The following is a 21,844-nucleotide window of genomic DNA, read 5'->3' as shown; positions in this document are numbered from 1 at the left end:
CCTGGGACCCCCTGCTCCCAAAGCAGGTGCGCTAACCGGACTGCGCTACACCCCGAAGGCGTTTTTCTTAAATGCGGTGCAAAGATACATGTTTATTTTTAATTAAGCAACACTAAACAGATGTTTTTTTGCAAAAAAAATAATATTAAGGATAAAACACGCATTGAAGCACTAAAATAAGATAATTTTCAGACTATCGCATAACCTGCTTAATACAGAAAAATACAAATAAAAAGCACCGGCACATCTGTCGAAAATGACAAGCACACCGGCGCTCCATAAATACACCTTTTATAACCTTTTATTACTTATTTCTAGCTTCTGCTATATAGCCGAGAGCTTCAGCACATTTGTCTGTTACATAAGTCCAGTCTTCTGCTGCAACTTTATCTTTAGGGAACAATTTAGAACCCATACCTACGCAAAATACACCAGCCTTGATCCATGCTGTAAGGTTCTCCTTAGATGGTTCTACACCACCAGTTACCATAAGCTTAGACCATGGCATTGGAGCCATCATACCCTTAACGAAGTTAGGACCGTAAACATCACCTGGGAATACCTTGCACAAGTCACAACCAAGTTCCTGAGCGAAACCTACTTCAGAAACAGTACCACATCCTGGAGTGTAAGCTACAAGACGACGGTTACATACCTTAGCAATTTCAGGGTTGAACAATGGGCCAACAACGAAGCAAGCACCAAGCTGAATGTAAAGAGCTGCAGTAGCAGGATCAACTACTGAACCTACACCCATTGCCATTTCAGGACATTCCTTTGCTGCATATTTCACTACTTCAGCGAATACTTCGTGAGCAAAGTCGCCACGGTTTGTGAATTCGAATGCACGAACACCACCGTCATAGCAAGCCTTTACAACTTTCTTTGCAACTTCTGCATCTTTGTGATAGAATACAGGAACCATACCGGTTGAACCAATCTTGTTCAATACCGCAACTTTATCGAATTTTGCCATTTTGAATATTCTTTTTAAATGATTAGACTATTAACGCTGTACACGACCGCTTGCGTCACCACCTGCAAGAGCCTCAACTTCTTCAGCAGAAACAAGGTTGAAGTCGCCGTTGATAGTATGCTTCAATGCAGAAGCAGCAACTGCGAATTCAAGAGCAGCACCCTGGTTAGGCTTAGTGAGCAATCCGTGGATAATACCACCAGAGAATGAGTCACCCCCCCCTACACGGTCGATGATAGGATCAATGTCGTAACGTTTTGAAGTATAGAATTCTTCGCCGTTGTAAATCATAGCTTTCCAACCGTTGTGAGTTGCAGAGAATGATTCGCGGAGAGTAGAGATTACATATTTGAATCCGAATTCCTTAGCCATTGCAGTGAAGATACCTTTGTAGCCTTCTGCATCTGTCTTACCGCCTTCTACGTCAGCGTCTGGTTTGAAACCAAGGCAAAGTTCAGCATCCTCTTCGTTACCGATACATACGTCAACATACTGCATCAAAGGACGCATGATAGATTGAGCTTTTTCCTTTGTCCAAAGTTTCTTACGGAAGTTAAGGTCAACAGAAACTGTTACACCGTGACGTTTAGCAGCCTCGCAAGCAAGTTTTGTAAGTTCGGCAGCCTTGTCAGAGATAGCAGGAGTGATACCAGACCAGTGGAACCAGTCAGCACCTTCCATGATAGCATCGAAGTCGAAATCACATGGATCAGCTTCAGCAATAGCAGAATGAGCACGGTCATAGATAACCTTACTTGGACGCATAGAAGCACCAGTTTCAAGATAGTAGATACCTACACGGTCGCCACCACGAGCGATGAAGTCTGTCTTAACACCGTATTTGCGAAGCGCGTTTACAGCAGACTGTCCGATTTCGTGTTTAGGAAGTTTAGTTACGAAGTATGCATCGTGACCATAATTTGCACAGCTTACAGCTACATTAGCTTCGCCACCACCATAAACTACATCAAATGAATCTGACTGAACGAAACGAGTATTACCCGGAGTGGATAATCTCAACATAATTTCTCCAAGTGTAACAATTTTTGCCATAATAAAATATTTTTATTGAAATAGGTTTATTTATTCTTACATATAATAAATCAAACAAATACACGCAATTGATATTGATTAAGAAATCAATTCGTGTGCGCACACAAAGGTACAACATATTTTCATAATACCAAAAAAAGTTGTAGTTTTGTATCGAAAAAAATTATTTCCATTATAATTCAATCAGCAGCATATATAATAAGGTGTAATATGGGAGAAAATAAGTCTGAAAGAATACGTATTAAAGACATTGCCATTAAGGCAGGAGTATCTGTAGGAACAGTAGACAGAGTAATTCACGGAAGAACCGGCGTATCAGAATCCAGCAGAAAAAAGGTTGAAGAAATTCTGAAACAAATGAATTACCAGCCTAACATGTATGCCAGCGCATTGGCATCCAACAAAAAATACAGTTTTGCATGTATTCTCCCTTTGCACACACAGGAAGACTACTGGATTGACATAGAGGCAGGAATGGAACATGCCGTAAGTACATACAAGGACTTCAATATCAAATTAAACATCTCTTATTACGACCAGTACGAATCAGGTGCTTTTGCCGAAGCAGGAAAAAAAATGCTTGAATCGATGCCGGACGGAGTAATCATGGCCCCAAGTTCGGAAAACGAGACTAAATCTACAGTTTTCCAACTGAAAGAAAAAAATATTCCATTCATTTTTTTAGATTCAAACATAAAATCACTTAATCCGCTAAGTTTTTACGGACAGAATTCACATAGCAGCGGATATTTTGCCGCACGTATCCTAAGCCTTATGGCAGAACATAACGAACCTGTGGTGATTTTCCGTCTCATATACGGGGGCAAACTCGGTTCGAACCAGCAGCGAAACAGAGAGGAAGGTTTCCGCGAATACATAAAAAACAATTGCCCTGGAATCAAACTTTACGAATTGAACTTCTACGTAAAAAATCCGGAAAACAACGAAAAAATTATGGAAGAGTTCTTTGCTGAACATCCTGAGATAAACTGTGGAATTACGTTCAACTCGAAAGCTTATATCATTGGCGAATACATGCAGAAGATAAACCGTAAAGGATTCAAACTTATTGGCTACGACTTGCTGAGAAGAAACGTGAAATGCCTTAAAGAAGGAACAATCGACTTCATAATAGCCCAACAACCTACTGAACAGGGGCAAAGTTGTATAGAATGTCTGTTCGAACACCTCATTCTGAAGAAAGAAGTCAAGCCATATAATTATATGCCTATAACTCTCATATCGAAAGAAAATATTGATTTCTACCTCGACGCTCATGTCAGGACTAACAACATCTGAAATTTATAATGAACTTAAACAAACTTACACCTATTATAAACAAGCCCAGCGGAGCTGCGCTTATGCCTCTGGCAGTGTTCCTGTGCCTCTATCTGGTAACGTCCATTATAGTGAATGATTTCTACAAGGTTCCTATCACAGTGGCATTCCTTGTAGCATCAATATATGCGGTGGCTACTACAAAAGGTCTTAGCCTGAACGACAGGATTATACAATATTCCACCGGAGCTGCCAACAAGAATATAATGATGATGATATGGATTTTCATTCTGGCAGGAGCATTCGCACAATCCGCAAAAGCTATGGGAGCCATAGATGCCACTGTAAATCTCACCCTCCACCTCCTTCCGGACAGTCTGCTGCTTGCCGGTGTATTTCTGGCATCATGCTTCATTTCGTTATCTATCGGAACATCTGTAGGTACAATAGTGGCACTTACACCGGTTGCTGTGGGAATAGCTGCAAAAACAGATGTCGGTATTCCATTTATGACTGCACTAGTTATCGGAGGAGCTTTCTTCGGGGATAACCTATCATTTATATCAGATACTACTATTGCAGCAACAAGAACGCAAGGCTGCCAGATGAGAGACAAGTTCAGGATGAATATGCTCATTGCGCTGCCAGCTGCAATCCTGGTTTTTGCCTACTATATCTTCTATGGTAATAATATTGAAACCGTTGCTCCAACCGGAAGTATAGAATGGGGAAAGGTAATACCTTATTTAATAGTATTGGTGACAGCAATTGCAGGAATAAACGTAATGCTAGTTCTCCTGATTGGGATTATATCAACCGGTATCATAGGAATGGTATACGGAGCATTCGATTTCTTCGGATGGTTCGGCTCGATGGGACAGGGTATAACAGGAATGGGAGAACTCATAATCATTACCCTTATGGCCGGAGGAATGCTTGAGCTGATACGTTTTAACGGAGGAGTGGATTACATACTTCACAGACTCACCAAAAAAGTAAGCGGAAAACGCGGAGCTGAATTCAGTATTGCAGCACTGGTAAGCCTGGCAAATATGTGTACCGCAAATAACACAATAGCCATAATTACAGTAGGGCCTCTTGCTTCCGAAATAGCTGAGGAATACAAAATTGATAAGAGAAGAAGTGCCAGCATACTTGACATATTCTCATGCGTAATTCAGGGAATTATCCCTTACGGCGCACAAATGCTGATTGCTGCAGAACTGGCGTCAGTTTCTCCGCTAAACATTATGGAATATCTGTACTATCCTATTGTTTTATGTATTTTTGCAATACTCAGTATCATATTGAGGATACCAAGGACTGTGTAATAAATAGGAATAAAGTAAAGCCATTTAAAAGAAAACTCGGACAAAACGAGAAAAAAGAAACATAAAAAACTTGTATAATTAAAAAATTACATCTACCTTTGCACCGCAATTAAGGATGGTTCCGTAGCTCAGCTGGATAGAGCAACGCCCTTCTAAGGCGTGGGTCCTGCGTTCGAATCGCAGCGGAATCACGAAAAAAGAGAAAATCAAAAGGCACAACCAACTGATTTTCTCTTTTTCGTTTTATTACACTGTAATTATTTCATATTCTCGCGTATGAATTTCTCAATCTTATCGTATGGGATTACACCTGCTTCATTGTCATACAAATCGACATGACTTGCACCGGGAACAATAAGAAGTTCTTTATTATCACCCTTGAGTTTCTTGAAAGCATCTTCAGAGAAATAACGCGAATGTGCTTTCTCACCATGAACCAAAAGTACGGCACTCCTTATCTCACCGCTATATGTCAACAGAGGAGTATTAATGAATGAGAGTGACGAAGTGACATTCCATCCGTTGTTTGAGTTGAGCGAACGTGGATGATAGCCACGCGGAGTTTTGTAGTAGGCATAGTAATCCTTGACGAATTGTGGAGCATCTTCAGGCAGCGGGTCAACCACTCCACCGGCAAGGGCATAGCTTCCATTTTTAGCATCAATAGTACGCTGTTCGTTTAGTTTCTTGCGAAGTTCATAACGTGCATCCTCGTCCATAGAGTCGAAATATCCGTTTGCTGTTACACGGCTCATATCGTACATGGTCACTGCCACAGTAGCCTTTATTCTGGTATCTATGGCTGCAGCATTTAAGGCAAATCCTCCCCATCCACATATACCTATTATTCCTATTCTCTCAGAATCGACATCCGGGCGAGTTGTCAGATAATCCACCGCCGCGCTGAAATCCTCGGTATTTATATCAGGTGATGCCACATATCGCGGTTCTCCCCCACTCTCGCCAGTGAAAGACGGGTCGAAAGCTATTGTAAGGAATCCACGTTCTGCCATAGTCTGTGCATAAAGTCCTGACGACTGTTCTTTCACAGCACCGAAAGGACCGCTCACAGCCAATGCAGGCAACAGACCTTCCACATTTTTCGGACGATACATATCTGCAACGAGAGTTATTCCGAAACGGTTCTTGAACGACACACGTTCTGTTACGACTTTATCGCTTGGCGCGAAAGTCTTTTTGTCTTGCGCATTTAGATTTGTCATAGCACTAATTATTAGAATTTGAACGATTAAAAGTAGTTTTGTTTTCATACTATTCATTGTATATTATTTAATGTGCATATATTTAGAAACAGAGTTCCATTTCCTTCAGAAAAACATAGGTTCAAACTTACCGTTACACGTCCGTGTTACGCTCGTTACACGAATGAGTTCCGCGCGTTACACGTCCGTGTTTCGCTCGTAACACGAACGTGTAACGGTATCTATGTCAGTATCTCCGATAATCCGCGGACGCAGATTCTGAAAAAACATTATATCCTCTTTATAAAACGGGCAGGTACACCGCCAACAATAGTTCCGGCCTCAACATCTCTGGTCACCACAGCACCGGCAGCTATCACTGCATTGTCGCCTATCGTCACTCCCTGAAGAATAGTAGAATTTGAGCCCACCCACACATTCTTGCCTAGCACTATCGGAGCGGGATAAGTGATGCCACGTTCCTCGGGTTGCAATCCGTGATTGAGAGTAGCGAACACCACATTATGACCTATCTGGCAGCCGTCACCGATAGTCACACCCCCGTGGTCCTGAAAATGACAGCAGGCATTTATGAAAACATTTTCTCCTACATGGATATTCTTCCCGAAATCAGAATAGAAAGGAGGAAAAACACGCAGCGATTCAGGCACTTTATATCCGAACAGTTCGGAAAGCAATTCTCTCACCTCTTCCGGAGTGTGATAAGACGAGTTCAGGCGGAATGTCACACGGCGCGCCTCTTCGCTCATCTCGCCCATAAGAGCGTGTATCTCGTCTGTACTAAGAGCCTCCCCTGTCTTTACATAAGATAAAAATTCGTTTAAAAGCATATCTGTTATAATATATATTGATTCATGATACAAAAGTACATTATACACTCCGACAACCCTGTATATGGATTACGGCTCTTTGTACCAATATTACAGAATGTTGCTTATACGGATAATATGTATTAAATTTGCTACGAAACACAATAATTCGCATAAATGAAACAGGAAGTTATCAAACTGGAGGAGGTCAATAAATTCAATGATATATTCGGACTCGAAACACTGCACCCTATGGTGAGCGTCATCGACCTGTCCAAGTCCTCACATTGGCCTGAAACTCTCACAATAAATTATGGCGTTTATGCCGTTTACCTTAAAAAAACGAAATGTGGCGACCTGACATACGGAATGCAGGAATACGACTACGACGAAGGAACGATTGTATGTTTCGCACCGGGACAAGTAGTGACATCACACATGAACCCAGACACCAAGCCTGAAGGCTACGGAATACTGTTTCATCCCGACTTCATACACGGCACAGCACTGGGCAAGGACATAAAAAAATATTCGTTCTTCGCTTACAACTCGAAAGAAGCCCTTCACCTCTCTGAAGAGGAAAAGAGGATAATCATGGAATGTTTCGGCAATATAGAAAGGGAACTCAGAATACGCCAGGACAAACACAGCCAGAGGATTATTACAGCAAACATCGGACTGATGCTTGACTACTGTCTGCGTTTCTACGACAGGCAGTTCCAGACAAGAGAGGTATCCAACAAGAACGTGATAGTGCAGTTCGAACGTCTGCTGGACGATTATTTCGACAGCAAGGCTCCCGCCGAAAACGGATTGCCTACGGTGAGATACTTTGCCGAAAAGGTGTTCCTGTCGCCAAACTATTTCGGCGACATGATAAGCAGACAGACCGGAAAGACGGCATCGGAATACATACACGGCAAGGTAGTGGACAAGGCAAAAGAAAAACTGCTCTCCACACAGATGACAATGACGGAAATAGCCTACGAACTGGGGTTCCAGTATCCGCAACATCTGAGCCGGATGTTCAAAAAAGAAGTTGGCTGCACACCAAACGAATACAGAATGCAAAGGTTATGAGTTTTTTTATTACTTTTGGACACGAAAATGAAATCATTAACAATATAATAACATAATCGAACATGAAAACAGAACAAGAAAAGCCGACGGGGCTGCCTGAAAACGCGTTCCGTCCGCTGAAACCGGGCGAGAAATATGAGCCTCTCATGTCGCCTTCGAAAAATTATCCTGAAGTAAACCTGTGGTCAGTGACATGGGGTATAGTAATGGCTGTTATTTTCTCGGCAGCTGCAGCCTATCTGGGACTTAAGGTAGGTCAGGTATTCGAGGCCGCAATACCTATTGCCATTATTGCAGTTGGTGTGTCAAGTGCTACAAAGCGTAAAAACGCACTGGGTGAAAACGTAATGATACAGTCTATCGGAGCATGCTCCGGAGTAATCGTTGCAGGTGCAATATTCACTCTGCCTGCACTTTATATCCTTCAGGAAAAATATCCTGAAATGACAGTGAACTTCATGCAGATGTTCATCAGTTCCCTCCTTGGAGGTGTATTGGGTATTCTTTTCCTTATTCCATTCCGTAAATATTTCGTAAAGGACAAGCATGGAGAATATCCTTTCCCCGAAGCTACAGCCAGTACACAGGTCTTGGTATCTGGTGAGAAAGGCGGCGACCAGGCCAAGCCTCTTCTCATGGCAGGACTTATCGGAGGTCTGTACGATTTCATAGTAGGTACCTTCGGATGGTGGAACGAGAACTTCACAAGCCGCATCTGCAGTGCAGGCGAAATGGTAGCAGAGAAATTCAAACTGGTTTTCAAAATCAATACAGGAGCTGCAGTACTGGGATTGGGATATATCGTAGGTCTGAAATATGCAGCCATAATATGTGCCGGTTCGCTGGTGGTTTGGTTCGTTATAGTACCTGGATTCGCGCTTGTTTTCGGCGACCAGGTTCTCAACACATGGAATCCGAACATCGCTACAGCCGTTAAGGACATGTCGCCGGAAATGATATTCAGCGAATATGCCAAGAGTATAGGTATCGGCGGTATCGCCATGGCCGGAATCATCGGTATTGTCCGTTCATGGGGCATAATCAAGGGAGCCGTAAGTCTTGCTGCCAAGGAAATGGGCGGAAACAAATCGGAAGGAAACGTGGAACGTACACAGCGCGACATTCCTATGAAGATTATCGCTTTCGGTTCTATCTTCACATTGCTGCTCGTTCTGCTGTTCTTCTATTTCGACGTGATGCAGGGCAACGTGCTTCACACTGTAGTGGCACTTCTGCTTGTGGCAGGTATAGCATTCCTCTTCACTACCGTGGCTGCTAATGCTATTGCCATAGTAGGAACAAACCCTGTTTCGGGTATGACGCTTATGACTCTTATCCTTGCATCAGTAATCATGGTGGCTGTCGGACTGAACGGAGCTACAGGTATGGTTGCCGCACTGGTCATGGGTGGTGTGGTATGTACAGCACTGTCAATGGCCGGAGGTTTTATCACTGACCTCAAGATAGGCTACTGGCTGGGAAGCACTCCTAAGAAACAGGAGACATGGAAATTCCTCGGAACACTGGTTTCTGCTGCCACTGTAGGCGGAGTTATCATGGTACTGAATGATTCATACGGATTTACAAGCGGACAGCTCGCCGCACCTCAGGCTAACGCCATGGCTGCCGTTATCGACCCTCTGATGAATGGTGTAGGTGCTCCATGGGCTCTTTACGGAGCAGGTGCTATATTGGCAATCGTTCTTACTTATTTCAAGGTTCCTGCACTGGCTTTCGCCCTGGGTATGTTCATTCCTTTGGAACTTAACCTTCCTCTTCTTGTGGGTGGTGCTATAAACTGGTACGTGACAACAAGAAGCAAGGACGAGTCTGTAAATCAGGAACGTGGCGAGAAAGGAACATTGCTCGCATCCGGTTTCATTGCCGGAGGTGCTCTAATGGGTGTAGTAAGCGCAGTGATGAGATATTGCGACATCAACCTCATAAACGAGTCATGGCTGGCGAATCCTATGAGCCAGTTGGTTTCACTCGTAGCATATACATTACTTATTATATATCTGGTGAAAGCCAGCATGTCAATCAAAAAATAAACAGTTATGAAAAAGAACATTTTAATCATGAGTTTTATTATGCTGTCATCAATATTATTTGCACAAAAACCTATCGAAATCAAAGTATGGCCTAACGGTGCTCCAAACGACAATGGAATAGAAAAGGAAGAAGCTTTGGACGAAACCAGGCCTAAAAACGTTAAAGAAGCCATACTGTATGTTTTTCCGGCAAAAAACAGTAACGGAATGGCAATACTTGCATGCCCTGGTGGCGGATATACACATTTGGCAATGGACCACGAAGGCAAGGATATGGCTGACTGGTTTAACTCTATGGGAATAACATTGGCAGTACTGAAATACCGTATGCCAAACGGTCACAATGATGTACCTCTGAGCGATGCTCATCAGGCTATAAAAATAATGCGCGAAAAATCAAAGGAATGGAATTTCACAAAGCTTGGAATCATGGGTTCTTCTGCCGGAGGACATCTGGCCAGTACAGCAGCCACTCATTTTGACGAGACAACAAGACCTGACTTCCAGATACTATTCTACCCCGTCATCACAATGGACAAGAGATATACCCACATGGGATCAAGAAACAATCTGTTAGGAAACAATCCTGATGAAAAGCTTGTAGAACTGTACTGCAATGAGAAGCAGGTTACACCTCAGACTCCTCCTGCATTCATAATGCACAGCAGTGACGACAAGACTGTACCAGTTGAAAACAGTATCAACTACTATATGTCTCTTGTAAAGAACGGAGTTTCCGCATCACTCCACACATATCCTATCGGAGGACATGGCTGGGGATATCGAGACAGCTTTATCTACAAAAGACAATGGACAGGCGAACTGGAAAAATGGTTAAGGGAAATAAACAAATAAATATACAAAAAAACGGCCCAACTATTTGTAAAACAAAAGAAAAGCAGTACCTTTGCAGCCGCTATTACGAGATAATAGCATAATTCAAATCATTAACATTAAAAATTTAACGTTTAAAAAATGGCAACTAAAATCAGATTGCAGAGAAACGGACGCAAAGGTTATGCGTTCTATTCAATTGTTATTGCAGACGCAAGAGCACCACGTGATGGTAGATTTACTGAGAAAATTGGTACTTACAACCCTAATACCAATCCTGCCACAGTAGATTTGAATTTTGAACGTGCATTGCACTGGGTATTGGTAGGTGCACAGCCTACAGACACAGTTCGCAACATCCTTTCTAAAGAAGGTGTTTACATGAAGAAACACTTGCTTGGTGGTGTTGCTAAAGGTGCATTCGACGAAGCTCAGGCTGAAGCTAAATTCAACGCTTGGAAAGAAAACAAGCAGAATGGTCTTGCTGCTTTGAAGGCAAAACAGGAAGAAGCAAAGAAAGCTGAAGCAAAAGCACGTCTTGAAGCTGAAAAGAAAGTAAACGAAGAAATTGCTAAGAAGGTAGCTGAAAAGAAAGCTGCTGAAGCTGCTGCAAAAGCTGAAGCTGAAGCTGCTACAGAAGAACCAGCTGCTGAAGCTACAGAAGCTCCTGCAGAAGCTTAATTCTTCTACTTTTTTAAAGAAATTACCCAAAAGACCATTCCTGATTATAATTTTGGAATGGTCTTTATTTTTTTATACGATACATTTAGTTCTGAATGAAGATATTTAATATGAATAAATATCGTATTAGTTAATATATCTAAAATAAACGTACTACAATAAACAAATTAATACTATCACTGTTTTTTAAATATAACTAAACACTTAATTAGAATGAAAACAAAACATGTAGCATTAATCCTGTGCGCAGGAATTATGATGGGTAGTTGCGGCATGAGCAACACAGCAAAAGGTGGTATGATTGGTGGAGGCAGTGGAGCTGCTCTCGGAGCTTTAATAGGCGGACTTGCCGGCAACGGTAAAGGCGCTGCCATAGGAGCAGCCGTAGGAGCTGCTGTCGGTACTGGAGCCGGAGTGCTTATCGGAAAGAAAATGGACAAAGCTGCAGAAGAAGCTGCAAAAATAGAGAACGCACAAGTAGAACAAGTGACTGACAATAATGGTCTGCAAGCAGTTAAAGTAACTTTCGACTCAGGTATATTGTTCAGTACAAGCAGTTCTACCTTAAGCACTTCAGCAAAGAAATCATTGACTGATTTTGCAAACAATGTACTAAAACAAAATCCTAATATGGATGTAGTAATATACGGATATACTGATAATACCGGTTGGAGAAATTCTACTGCAGCTGAAAGTGTTCAGAAGAATATAGAACTGTCTAAACAGCGTGCAGCAAGCGTTTCCGGTTATCTACTGACTGCTGGAGTATCAGGAAATCAGATAAAAAGCGTTGAAGGTTTTGGTGAAGAAAATCCTGTTGCAAGCAACAGCACTGAAGCAGGACGCCAGCAAAACAGACGTGTTGAAATCTATATGTACGCAAGCGAAGAAATGATTAAGCAGGCCGAAAACGGTACACTGCAATAAACTAAAAAAGTTGTTCAGCATAAACACCTGAACAACTTTTTTTTTATTTTACTCTTATAACTCTCACTCCCGTATGCTTCTTTTTGTCCTTTAGATAATCGAAAAGAGACAAAGGATCTGTTACAACTTTTCCATGCAACGATGATGCATGAAGCAAGTGCAAATGCCCGTCAATCCAAGAAGCAAAACCTAAATGTACAACATCAAGACCTGATATATTTGTAGTAAGGCTCAAAATATCTCCATCCTTTATCTTTAATTCCGATTCAGACAAACAAAGATTATTTTTAGGGATATAAGACATCTCAATATTTTCCCATTTAGTTTCGATCTTTCTCATCTCACACAACAAAGAATCATTATCCCTCAACTGTCTGTAAAGGCCGGCATGTTCTGTCATATAATTCAATGAAAAAACTCTTACATCGTGCGTATTATCATTAGTACGTTCACACAATATATTTTTCGCCTCATTATCCTTAACCCAGTCAGAAAAATAGTGAAGCCGTGACACATAACCATTTACTACACCTCCCCTATATCTTATTTGTTGAAGAGATTCTACATAATCCTTATACCCCGGGTTGTGTTTCTTCGAAGCCAGATATAATGCAAGTACAGTCTCAACATAGGTAGTACAATCCAATGAATCTGTACGAACTACCAAGCTTTCAGTAACTCCAGTATCCAGAGTTCCAGATTTATATGGAACGCCTTCAAAAGCTTCAGCAAAAAACATGATGCAATCCCCAGCTGTATGAAAATGACTGTCTGCCGATTTATGCAACAGGCTGTCTATTAACAACGAATCGGCATTTTCAGAAAAACAGATAGGAGTATTAAACAATACTCCTATCAATACATATATTATCTTATTATTTATCATTCTCAGGTTCACCTTTAAGTATCGGTAATGTTATTTTATATTTAACAGCCAAAATACGAACCACAAAAACAGAAATTCCACATGCAATTTGGGACAAATAGTTTTCCATTCCTGCAAGATAGCACAGCCAATACACTACTCCTCCCACAACACACGCCATAGCATAAATTTCTTTTCTGAAAATAAGTGGAATCTCATTAATAAACACATCACGTATAACTCCTCCTGCAGCTCCTGTAATACTTCCCATGATTATTGCAACCCAAAACGAGTATCCCAAATCAATACTTTTTGTTGCTCCAACCACAGTAAACAATGCCAATCCGATACTGTCGAATATAAAAAACGTATTATTGAGATGTATAAGATACTGACGAAACAATATGACAAAGAACATAGCCATGGCAGTACATATAAGATAAATAGGATCAGTCATCCATGCTGGAGTAACATCAAGAAGAAGATCGCGCAATGTTCCTCCTCCAATAGCAGTAGCAAGACCGACAACGTATGCACCAAACCAGTCAAAACTTTTTGCAGAAGCAAGACGGATACCACTAATAGCAAAAGCAAATGTCCCGACAAAATCAAGGATTTCTACAAAAGAAGGTATTTCAAACATATATTATATATCTTTTCTACAATCACCAAGTATAATTTACACCAAAACTGAATAATTCCTGGAACTGGAAGAAACTTTCGTCAGGATCCTTAGTCACTCCATCATCAAACCTTCCGTGCATAAACAATTTGGTTGATAAATATTTATTAACTACGAAAGTAAAGGTATTTTCCCATTCTCCAAGAACTTTTTCATAATTTGTAGTATAAGAGAATTTAGACTCCCATAACAAAGAAGGTATAATCTTCCAAGTAAGGGTTGCATTCACACGCGAACCCAGTACACTTTCTTTCTTATGTCCCTCTTTAATATTAAACTTAGTTGGGTCTACTTCATCACTCATAACACTATATAGTGTATAGTTCAACGGGTTCATCAAAACTGACAAATTAACCTTTCCATCTTTTATAAATTTATAGTCCATACCAAGACCAATATTTAAAGTGGCAGGAGAGAACAAAGCAGATACCAAATTATCCGAGTTTGTTGCATAATTCGAGAAGAGCTGTGTCTGGAATTCGGCAGAAAGCGTATAATACCAGTTCTGAATAGCCCTATATCCTAACTTAGAAGTCAAACGCAACAAGTCATTGTTTGCCTTATACGTATGAACCGTATCCGAAGGAGCTGTAATAAAGCCTAACTTCCACTCCAATTTGGTTTCAAACTGTGTCTTCTGTTTATCATCATACTTAATCTGCCATGAAAAACCTGAAAGCAATGATTTTGTACTTTCTCCACCTTTATACCAATTCTCAGATATGTAGTTTTGAGAGAACTGCAAATATCCACTTCCACCCGAAGTCCAGAAGTTTGGCTTTAACACCAACAAATCAGATTCAGACACTTGGGCTATTCCAGCATTATTATCAATAAGACTTATAATGTTTTCTTCCTTGTATGCTGAAGTCATGTCTTTAGACGAAAGAAAATCAAGGCTGTCAAGGCTTGTCTCATTCTTCAAAACCAATTCAGGATAGTTAACATAGAAATCCAATAACTGCCTATTGATTTTCCTATCCAATTCTGGCGATATCGGCATATGAGGCATGCCTTTTTCAAGCAAATCTGCTTTCCTAACAGAATCCTCCACTAAAATATCCTTCGGATACCATCCTTCAACACTTGAAGCCTCATCAAAAGCTTTAGAATAATATGTTAAAGGCACAACGAACTTATAATAATCTGACTTCATATTAATATCAGAAAGAGACAAATAAATATCATCCCATCTGTCTTGTGCCCATTCTGAATACTTCCTGTAATCAGAATAAATCTTATTCAAATCAATAATAGACTGAGGAATTACAACAACTGGCTTCTTAGGGACCAAAGGTTTTACTATTGAATCAGTTTTTGTCTTTATAATCGAGTCTGGCTTATTGATTACAGAATCCGACTTTACCTTTATAATCGAATCAATACTCAAAGAATCCGAATCCATTTTCAAAGTATCAGACACATTTTTAAACAATGTTGTATCATTCAACAATGTATCCAAATCGATAATAGAATCCTGAGGAATTTCCAAACCTGAATTCTGCACCAAAGAATCCTGCTTTAAATAGGCATACGCAGGACTATCGGCAAACAAATTATTAATAAATAAAGATGCCAATAAAAATAGAGCCGTTAATGTTTTCATTTTAATATTTTTGTGTTACAAACTAAATGCAAAAATACAATATATTTCATTTACTTAACATTAAATACTATAGAAATATGTAATACATGAATAAACTTATTGCACTATTTACAATGTTTTGACTTTTTATATCTTGACTTTCGGCTTTTTTTTATAATTTTGCACACTTGTAGAAGTAGTTCTTATTTGAATCAAATTTTTAAACATACATTATTGTGGCAGAAACAAAGTACATTTTCGTAACAGGTGGTGTTGCCTCTTCATTAGGTAAAGGTATCATTTCATCTTCAATAGGTAAATTGCTGCAAGCAAGAGGCTACAGCGTAACTATCCAAAAGTTCGACCCGTACATAAACATTGACCCGGGTACTCTGAATCCGTACGAGCACGGAGAATGCTACGTTACAGTTGACGGACATGAAGCCGATCTTGACCTTGGACATTATGAACGTTTCCTTGGTATCCAAACTACTAAGGCCAACAACATTACCACAGGACGTATTTACAAAAGCGTAATTGACAAAGAACGTCGCGGTGACTATTTGGGAAAAACTATCCAGATTATCCCTCATATCACTGATGAAATCAAACGTAACGTTAAATTGCTTGGTAACAAAAACCAGTTTGATTTCGTTATAACAGAAATTGGTGGTACTGTAGGTGATATCGAATCATTGCCATACCTTGAAAGTATCCGTCAGTTGAAGTGGGAACTTGGTAGAAACGCCTTGTGTGTTCACCTGACATACGTTCCTTATCTTGCTGCTGCCGGCGAATTGAAAACAAAACCGACACAGCACTCTGTAAAAGAACTTCAGTCTGTAGGTATTCAGCCTGATATTCTCGTATTACGTACAGAACATGAGCTGAGCCTTGGATTAAGAAAGAAAGTAGCATTGTTCTGCAATGTTGACGAGAATGCTGTAATCCAGTCAAAGGATATGCCTACAATCTACGAAGTTCCTCTCCGTATGCAGGAGCAGAAACTTGATGTTACAATTCTTGAAAAGATGGGATTGCCTGTAGGCGAAACACCTAGCCTTGGTCCTTGGAAAGACTTCCTGAACCGCAGATACAACGCTACAGAAAAGGTAAGAATTGCATTGGTCGGCAAATACGATTTGCAGGATGCATACAAATCTATTCTTGAAGCATTGTCACAGGCTGCTACTTACAACGACCGCAAGGCAGACATTCATTTCGTAAACAGTGAAAAGCTTACTGACGACAATATTGCCGAAGCTCTGAAAGACATGGACGGTGTTATAATCTGCCCGGGATTCGGACAGCGCGGTATCGAAGGTAAGTTTGTTGCCATCAAATATTGCCGTACACACAATGTTCCTACATTCGGTATTTGCCTTGGTATGCAGTGTATGGCTATCGAATTTGCAAGAAACGTACTTGGCTACGAAGATGCAAACAGCCGTGAAATGGACGAAAAGACTCCTCACAATGTTATTGACATCATGGAAGAACAGAAATCTGTTACTAACATGGGTGGAACAATGCGTCTTGGAGCTTATGAATGTGTACTCGACAAAGATTCAAAAGCATATGAAGCTTACCAGAGCGAACACATTCAGGAACGTCACCGTCACCGCTATGAGTTCAACAATGACTACAAGGAAGAATATATTAAGGCAGGAATGAAGTGTACAGGTGTCAACCCTGAATCAGATTTGGTTGAAATCGTAGAAATACCTGCTTTGAAATGGTTTGTAGGTGTTCAGTTCCACCCTGAATACAGCAGTACAGTTCTGAAACCACATCCATTGTTCTTGTCATTCATTAAAGCTGCTATTGAAAAGTAATTAATAAACTACTAAGGAAAAATGGATAAAAACACGTTAGTAGGCTTCGTCTTGATTGGAGCTGTTATCATTGGTTTTGGTATATATAACACTCCTAATCAGGAAGAAAGAGCTCGTGCGCAACATTATCAGGATTCTATACAGCAAGTAATCAAGCAGAAAGAAGAGCTGATGCAGAAACAGGAAGCCGCAGCCGAACAAAAGGCTATGATGGTTGACTCTACATCTATCTTCTTTAATGCTACAAAAGGAACTGAACAATTCATTACCTTGAGTAATGATCTTATTGATTTGACAATATCAAACAAGGGAGGACGTGTCAGTAAAGCTGTATTAAAGGAATATAAAGATCAGAAGAAAGAACCGCTTGTACTGTTCGACGGTACTGACGCTTCGCTAAATATCGGATTTGAAGGCAAAAATGAAAATATCATGAGTAGCCAGATGTATTTCGATACAACAAACGTAACAGACAGTACAGTCACAATGAGACTGAACGCTGCAAACGGCGGTCATCTGGACTTCTGCTACAAGCTTATTCCAAATTCATACATGGTTGACTTTACAGTACAGGCTACAGGAATGCAGAATTTCTTCTCGCCTTCTGTCAAGACCATGACTATCGACTGGAAGCAGAGAGCACGCCAGATGGAGAAAGGTTATACTTTCGAACAACAGTACACATCTTTGACATATAAGCCTGTAGATGACAGCTTCGACAATCTTGACAAGGCTAAGGATGAAAAAGAATCTATCAAAGAAGTTCTTGACTGGGTAGCTTTCAAAAACCAATACTTCTCATGCGTGTTCATGGCTGAGAAGAATTTTGAGAATGCTACATTGGAATCGAAAATGGAACAGAAAGGCAGCGGCTACATGAAGAACTATCATGCAGACATGCAGACTGCTTTCGACCCTACAGGTGCTCAGCCAAGCAACTTCCAGTTCTATTTCGGACCTAACCACTTCAAGACTCTCCTTGCAAGCAACGATTTGAGCTTTGCAGACAAAGATCAGGAACTTGAAGACCTGGTTTATCTGGGATGGCCTATTATCCGCTGGATAAACCGCTGGTTCACAATCAACCTGTTCGACTGGTTGTCAAGCTGGGGACTGAGCATGGGTATGGTTATCCTGCTTATGACTATCATCGTTAAGGTTCTGGTTCTTCCTACAACATGGAAATCATTCATTTCATCAGCTAAGATGAGAGCTTTGAAACCATACGTAGAAAAGATTAATCAGAAATATCCGAAACAGGAAGATGCACTGAAGAAACAACAGGAAACAATGGCACTTTACAGTCAGTACGGAGTAAGCCCAATGGGAGGATGTCTGCCTATGCTGCTTCAGACACCGGTGTTCATGGCATTGTTCTTCTTTGTTCCGAACGCGATAGAATTGCGCCAGCAAAGTTTCCTTTGGGCAGACGACCTTTCTGCTTACGATGACTTGATTAGCTGGAGTACTTCAATACCTCTTTTGGGTAATCACTTAAGTCTGTTCTGTTTGTTGTTCAGTGTTACAACAATTATCAACCAGCTGGTTATGATGAAGCAGCAGAATATGGGTGATAATCCTCAGATGGCGGCAATGAAATGGATGATGTACATCATGCCTGTGATGTTCTTCTTCATATTCAACGAATATGCATCAGGATTGAGTTATTACTACTTCATTTCAAGTTTGATTGGTATCCTCACTACATGGATCATGTACAAGGTTACTGACGAAAAGAAACTCCTTGCACAACTTGAAGCAAACAAGAAAAATCCGGCTCAGATGAAACAGAGCAGCCTGTTGTCAAGACTTGAGGCTTTACAGAAAGAGCAGGAACGCCTTCAGAAAGAACGCCAGGAGAGAATGAACAAGAAATAACATTCTGACACCGATAATAATATTGTCATTCAGAGATAAGATGTTCTCTCTGGATGACAATATTTTTTTATTGTAAAACACATAAAAAATACAACAATGAATAAAAACCTAATCACAATGACTGCTGCTACACTAATGTTAGCCACATCCGGATGCGTAAGCACCGAACAGTCTGCCGAAAATGAAGCGACCATAATAGGCAAACAGGAGATAAAAATTGAAGACGGACGTCTGACTCCGGAAGTTCTTTGGGCTATGGGACGTATAGGAAGTTCAACTGTTTCTCCTGACGGAAAGAAAATAGCATATACAGTTTCATACTATAGCGTAAAAGAGAACAAAAGCCATACTGTCATTTACATAATGAATGCAGACGGAAGCGAAAACAAGCTTCTCACTACCACCGCTGCAAGTGAATATGAACCAGCATGGATCAAGAATGGAGAAAAACTCGCATTCCTTTCAAATGGCCAAATCTGGGAGATGAATCCTGACGGTACTGAACGCAAACAGCTTTCAGATTATGAAGGAGGAATAGACGGTTTCAGTTTCTCACCTGACGGAAACAAGGTATTGTTTATCTCACAAGTAAAATATGGAGAACGTACAGTTGACAAATATCCTGACCTGGACAAAGCTACAGGTATGGTGATTGACGATCTGATGTACAAGCATTGGGATGAATGGGTACAGACTGTTCCACATCCTTTCATAGCCGATTTTGACGGAAACAAGGTTGGTACAGCTACAGATATAATGGAAGGCGAACCATATGAATCGCCAATGAAGCCTTTCGGAGGTATTGAGCAGCTTGCATGGAGCAACGATTCAAAGCAGATTGCATATACATGCCGCAAGAAGACAGGATTGGAATATTCCGTTTCTACAGACTCTGACATCTATCTTTACAACATCGAAAGCAAGGAAACAAGAAATCTTTGCAAAGAAGATGCAAATGACAAGAACATGGGGTACGACACAAATCCTTTGTTCTCACCAGACGGAACAATGATTGCATGGCAAAGTATGGAACGCGACGGATATGAAAGTGACCGCAACCGCCTTTGCGTAATGGAACTGGCCAGTGGCAAAAAAACATACGTCACAGAATCATTCGAATCGAGTGTTGACTCATACTGCTGGGCAAATGATAGCAAGACACTATACTTCACTGGTGTTTGGCACGGAACAAGCATGATTTACAACACTAACCTTAATGGTGAAGTAAACAAACTGACTGACGGTATGTACGACTATGCTTCAGTATCATTACTTAATGACGGACAGCTGTTGACAAAACGTCACTCTATAAGTGAGGCTGATGAACTTTATACAGTATCACTGAACGATAATAACTCAGTAAGCCGTATAACAAAAGAAAACGACCATATCTTCAGCCAGCTCAAAACAGGTAAAGTTGAGCCAAGATGGACAAAGACAGTTGACGGCAAGCAGATGCTCTCATGGGTTATCTATCCTGCTAATTTCGACCCTAACAAAAAATATCCTACCCTTCTGTTCTGTCAGGGAGGCCCTCAAAGTCCTGTAAGCCAATTCTGGAGTTACAGATGGAACTTCCAGATAATGGCAGCCAACGACTATATAATCATCGCCCCAAACCGCCGCGGACTTCCGGGTTTCGGTATGGAATGGCTTGAAGATATAAGCACTAACTACGGCGGCCACTGTATGGACGATTATTTGAGTGCAATAGATGATATAGCAAAAGAACCATATGTTGACAAAGACCGTTTAGGCTGCGTTGGTGCAAGTTTCGGAGGTTACTCGGTTTACTGGCTTGCCGGACACCACAACAAACGTTTCAAGGCATTTATTGCACACGATGGTTTCTTCAACATGGAGCAGCAGTATCTTGAAACAGAAGAACTCTGGTTCACTAACTGGGATCTGGGAGGTGCATATTGGGAAACTGAAAATCCTGCAGTTAAACGCAGCTATGCCAACTCACCACATCTGTTTGTAGAAAAATGGGATACTCCTATCCTATGCATACATGGCGAAAAAGACTACCGCATTCTTGCTTCACAGGGAATGGCCGCCTTCAATGCTGCCAAACTGAGAGGAGTTCCTGCACAGCTACTTGTTTTCCCTGACGAAAACCACTGGGTACTGAAACCACAGAATGGAGTTTTGTGGCAACGTACATTCTTCGCATGGTTGAACAAATGGTTAAAGAAATAACATCATGGTACAGCAAGTTGAGTTTTCATTAACTCCTAAAAGGAAGGGATTCCACCTGGTAACTCAGGAAATAATGAAGAATCTCCCTACTCTTCCGGGGCAGGGAATTCTTAACCTTTTTGTGAAACACACAAGCTGCGCACTGAGTATAAACGAGAATTATGATCCAAGCGTCCGTTCCGATATGGAACAGATTTACAACCGCCTGGTAAAGACTAACGAACCGTATTACAGTCACACAGACGAAGGAGATGATGACATGCCAAGCCACGCCAAATCAAGTCTGACAGGCGTATCAATAACTATTCCAATAACCAACGCCCGATTAAATCTCGGTACCTGGCAAGGAATTTATCTTTGCGAATTCAGATATTCTGGAGGAGCACGAAAAATTGTTGCAACAATTATATCTTAATATAAGAAAAACAGAAACAAAAAATAGGAAGAATCTCCAAAGCTGGAGTTAATCTTCCTATTTTTTTTTTGCAATAACCTAAATAGGGATATTCAGTAAATGTCCCTAAAAAGTAATATGGCATATAAAGTCGATAGAG

Annotated in this window: 18 protein-coding genes and 1 tRNA gene; 12 read left to right on the top strand and 7 right to left on the bottom strand. The window is 40.8% G+C overall.

All coding sequences use genetic code 11. The annotated features are described in order from the left end of the window. Positions 1-304: 304 nt before the first annotated feature. Both Q0486_RS13465 and Q0486_RS13460 read right to left on the bottom strand, forming a co-directional pair. Entirely contained in the window at positions 305-976 is a 672-nt protein-coding gene (locus Q0486_RS13465; RefSeq protein ID WP_299234364.1) for a bifunctional 4-hydroxy-2-oxoglutarate aldolase/2-dehydro-3-deoxy-phosphogluconate aldolase, read from the bottom strand. A gap of 30 nt (positions 977-1,006) precedes the next feature. Beyond that, positions 1,007-2,032, bottom strand: a complete 1,026-nt coding sequence (locus tag Q0486_RS13460; RefSeq protein ID WP_154043868.1) for a sugar kinase — start codon at positions 2,030-2,032, stop codon at positions 1,007-1,009. 207 nt (positions 2,033-2,239) lie between these two features. On the opposite strand from Q0486_RS13460, the gene Q0486_RS13455 reads away from it, so the two are divergent. From Q0486_RS13455 to Q0486_RS13445, 3 genes are all read left to right on the top strand, one after another. After that, positions 2,240-3,328, top strand: a complete 1,089-nt coding sequence (locus Q0486_RS13455; protein WP_299234361.1) for a substrate-binding domain-containing protein — start codon at positions 2,240-2,242, stop codon at positions 3,326-3,328. 8 nt (positions 3,329-3,336) lie between these two features. After that, positions 3,337-4,638 carry a Na+/H+ antiporter NhaC family protein gene (locus tag Q0486_RS13450; RefSeq protein WP_299234358.1) on the top strand — a complete coding sequence of 434 codons (1,302 nt, stop codon included), beginning with the start codon at positions 3,337-3,339 and terminating at the stop codon, positions 4,636-4,638. Positions 4,639-4,755: 117 nt separating this feature from the next. Beyond that, positions 4,756-4,829, top strand: a tRNA-Arg gene (locus Q0486_RS13445). A gap of 66 nt (positions 4,830-4,895) precedes the next feature. On the opposite strand, the gene Q0486_RS13440 is transcribed toward Q0486_RS13445, so the two are convergent. Both Q0486_RS13440 and Q0486_RS13435 read right to left on the bottom strand, forming a co-directional pair. Continuing rightward, positions 4,896-5,861 carry an alpha/beta hydrolase gene (locus Q0486_RS13440; RefSeq protein WP_299234355.1) on the bottom strand — a complete coding sequence of 322 codons (966 nt, stop codon included), beginning with the start codon at positions 5,859-5,861 and terminating at the stop codon, positions 4,896-4,898. 269 nt (positions 5,862-6,130) lie between these two features. Further along, positions 6,131-6,691 carry a sugar O-acetyltransferase gene (locus tag Q0486_RS13435; RefSeq protein ID WP_299234352.1) on the bottom strand — a complete coding sequence of 187 codons (561 nt, stop codon included), beginning with the start codon at positions 6,689-6,691 and terminating at the stop codon, positions 6,131-6,133. Positions 6,692-6,847: 156 nt separating this feature from the next. Here Q0486_RS13435 and Q0486_RS13430 point away from each other — a divergent pair, with 156 nt between their 5' ends. The 5 genes from Q0486_RS13430 (at position 6,848) to Q0486_RS13410 (ending at position 12,243) form a co-directional block, all read left to right on the top strand. Next, positions 6,848-7,750: a helix-turn-helix domain-containing protein gene (locus Q0486_RS13430; protein WP_299234350.1), complete on the top strand. Its 903-nt coding sequence runs from the start codon at positions 6,848-6,850 to the stop codon at positions 7,748-7,750. A gap of 62 nt (positions 7,751-7,812) precedes the next feature. After that, a complete protein-coding gene (locus Q0486_RS13425) occupies positions 7,813-9,801 on the top strand; it encodes an oligopeptide transporter, OPT family (RefSeq protein ID WP_299234348.1) in 1,989 nt (662 codons plus the stop codon). Between the two features lie 6 nt (positions 9,802-9,807). Next, positions 9,808-10,656, top strand: a complete 849-nt coding sequence (locus Q0486_RS13420; RefSeq protein WP_299234345.1) for an alpha/beta hydrolase — start codon at positions 9,808-9,810, stop codon at positions 10,654-10,656. Positions 10,657-10,776: 120 nt separating this feature from the next. Beyond that, positions 10,777-11,316, top strand: coding sequence for a 30S ribosomal protein S16 (locus tag Q0486_RS13415; protein ID WP_204401251.1), 540 nt, complete (start codon positions 10,777-10,779; stop codon positions 11,314-11,316). 213 nt (positions 11,317-11,529) lie between these two features. Continuing rightward, positions 11,530-12,243, top strand: a complete 714-nt coding sequence (locus tag Q0486_RS13410; protein WP_299234341.1) for an OmpA family protein — start codon at positions 11,530-11,532, stop codon at positions 12,241-12,243. Between the two features lie 43 nt (positions 12,244-12,286). On the opposite strand, the gene Q0486_RS13405 is transcribed toward Q0486_RS13410, so the two are convergent. The 3 genes from Q0486_RS13405 to Q0486_RS13395 are packed head-to-tail and all read right to left on the bottom strand — an operon-like array spanning position 12,287 to position 15,396. After that, positions 12,287-13,129: an N-acetylmuramoyl-L-alanine amidase-like domain-containing protein gene (locus Q0486_RS13405; RefSeq protein WP_299234339.1), complete on the bottom strand. Its 843-nt coding sequence runs from the start codon at positions 13,127-13,129 to the stop codon at positions 12,287-12,289. Further along, positions 13,119-13,742 carry a trimeric intracellular cation channel family protein gene (locus Q0486_RS13400; RefSeq protein WP_299234367.1) on the bottom strand — a complete coding sequence of 208 codons (624 nt, stop codon included), beginning with the start codon at positions 13,740-13,742 and terminating at the stop codon, positions 13,119-13,121. The genes Q0486_RS13405 and Q0486_RS13400 overlap by 11 nt, the downstream gene beginning before the upstream one ends. A gap of 31 nt (positions 13,743-13,773) precedes the next feature. After that, positions 13,774-15,396: a DUF3078 domain-containing protein gene (locus Q0486_RS13395; protein ID WP_299234337.1), complete on the bottom strand. Its 1,623-nt coding sequence runs from the start codon at positions 15,394-15,396 to the stop codon at positions 13,774-13,776. 215 nt (positions 15,397-15,611) lie between these two features. Here Q0486_RS13395 and Q0486_RS13390 point away from each other — a divergent pair, with 215 nt between their 5' ends. The 4 genes from Q0486_RS13390 to Q0486_RS13375 all read left to right on the top strand — a co-directional run bounded on the left by Q0486_RS13390 (position 15,612) and on the right by Q0486_RS13375 (position 21,705). Then, positions 15,612-17,210, top strand: a complete 1,599-nt coding sequence (locus Q0486_RS13390) for a CTP synthase (RefSeq protein ID WP_299234335.1) — start codon at positions 15,612-15,614, stop codon at positions 17,208-17,210. 21 nt (positions 17,211-17,231) lie between these two features. Beyond that, positions 17,232-19,088, top strand: a complete 1,857-nt coding sequence (gene yidC, locus Q0486_RS13385) for a membrane protein insertase YidC (protein ID WP_299234333.1) — start codon at positions 17,232-17,234, stop codon at positions 19,086-19,088. A 96-nt stretch (positions 19,089-19,184) separates the two neighbouring features. Continuing rightward, positions 19,185-21,290, top strand: coding sequence for a S9 family peptidase (locus Q0486_RS13380; protein WP_299234331.1), 2,106 nt, complete (start codon positions 19,185-19,187; stop codon positions 21,288-21,290). A 4-nt stretch (positions 21,291-21,294) separates the two neighbouring features. Then, complete coding sequence (locus Q0486_RS13375) at positions 21,295-21,705, top strand: secondary thiamine-phosphate synthase enzyme YjbQ (RefSeq protein WP_299234329.1); 411 nt, start codon at positions 21,295-21,297, stop codon at positions 21,703-21,705. Positions 21,706-21,844: the final 139 nt, after the last annotated feature.

Origin of the sequence: uncultured Bacteroides sp. (assembly GCF_937912035.1) — a bacterium.
Lineage (GTDB): Bacteria > Bacteroidota > Bacteroidia > Bacteroidales > Bacteroidaceae > Phocaeicola.
Note: the sequence above shows the minus strand (reverse complement) of the source record. Positions and strands in the feature narration are given on the sequence as shown.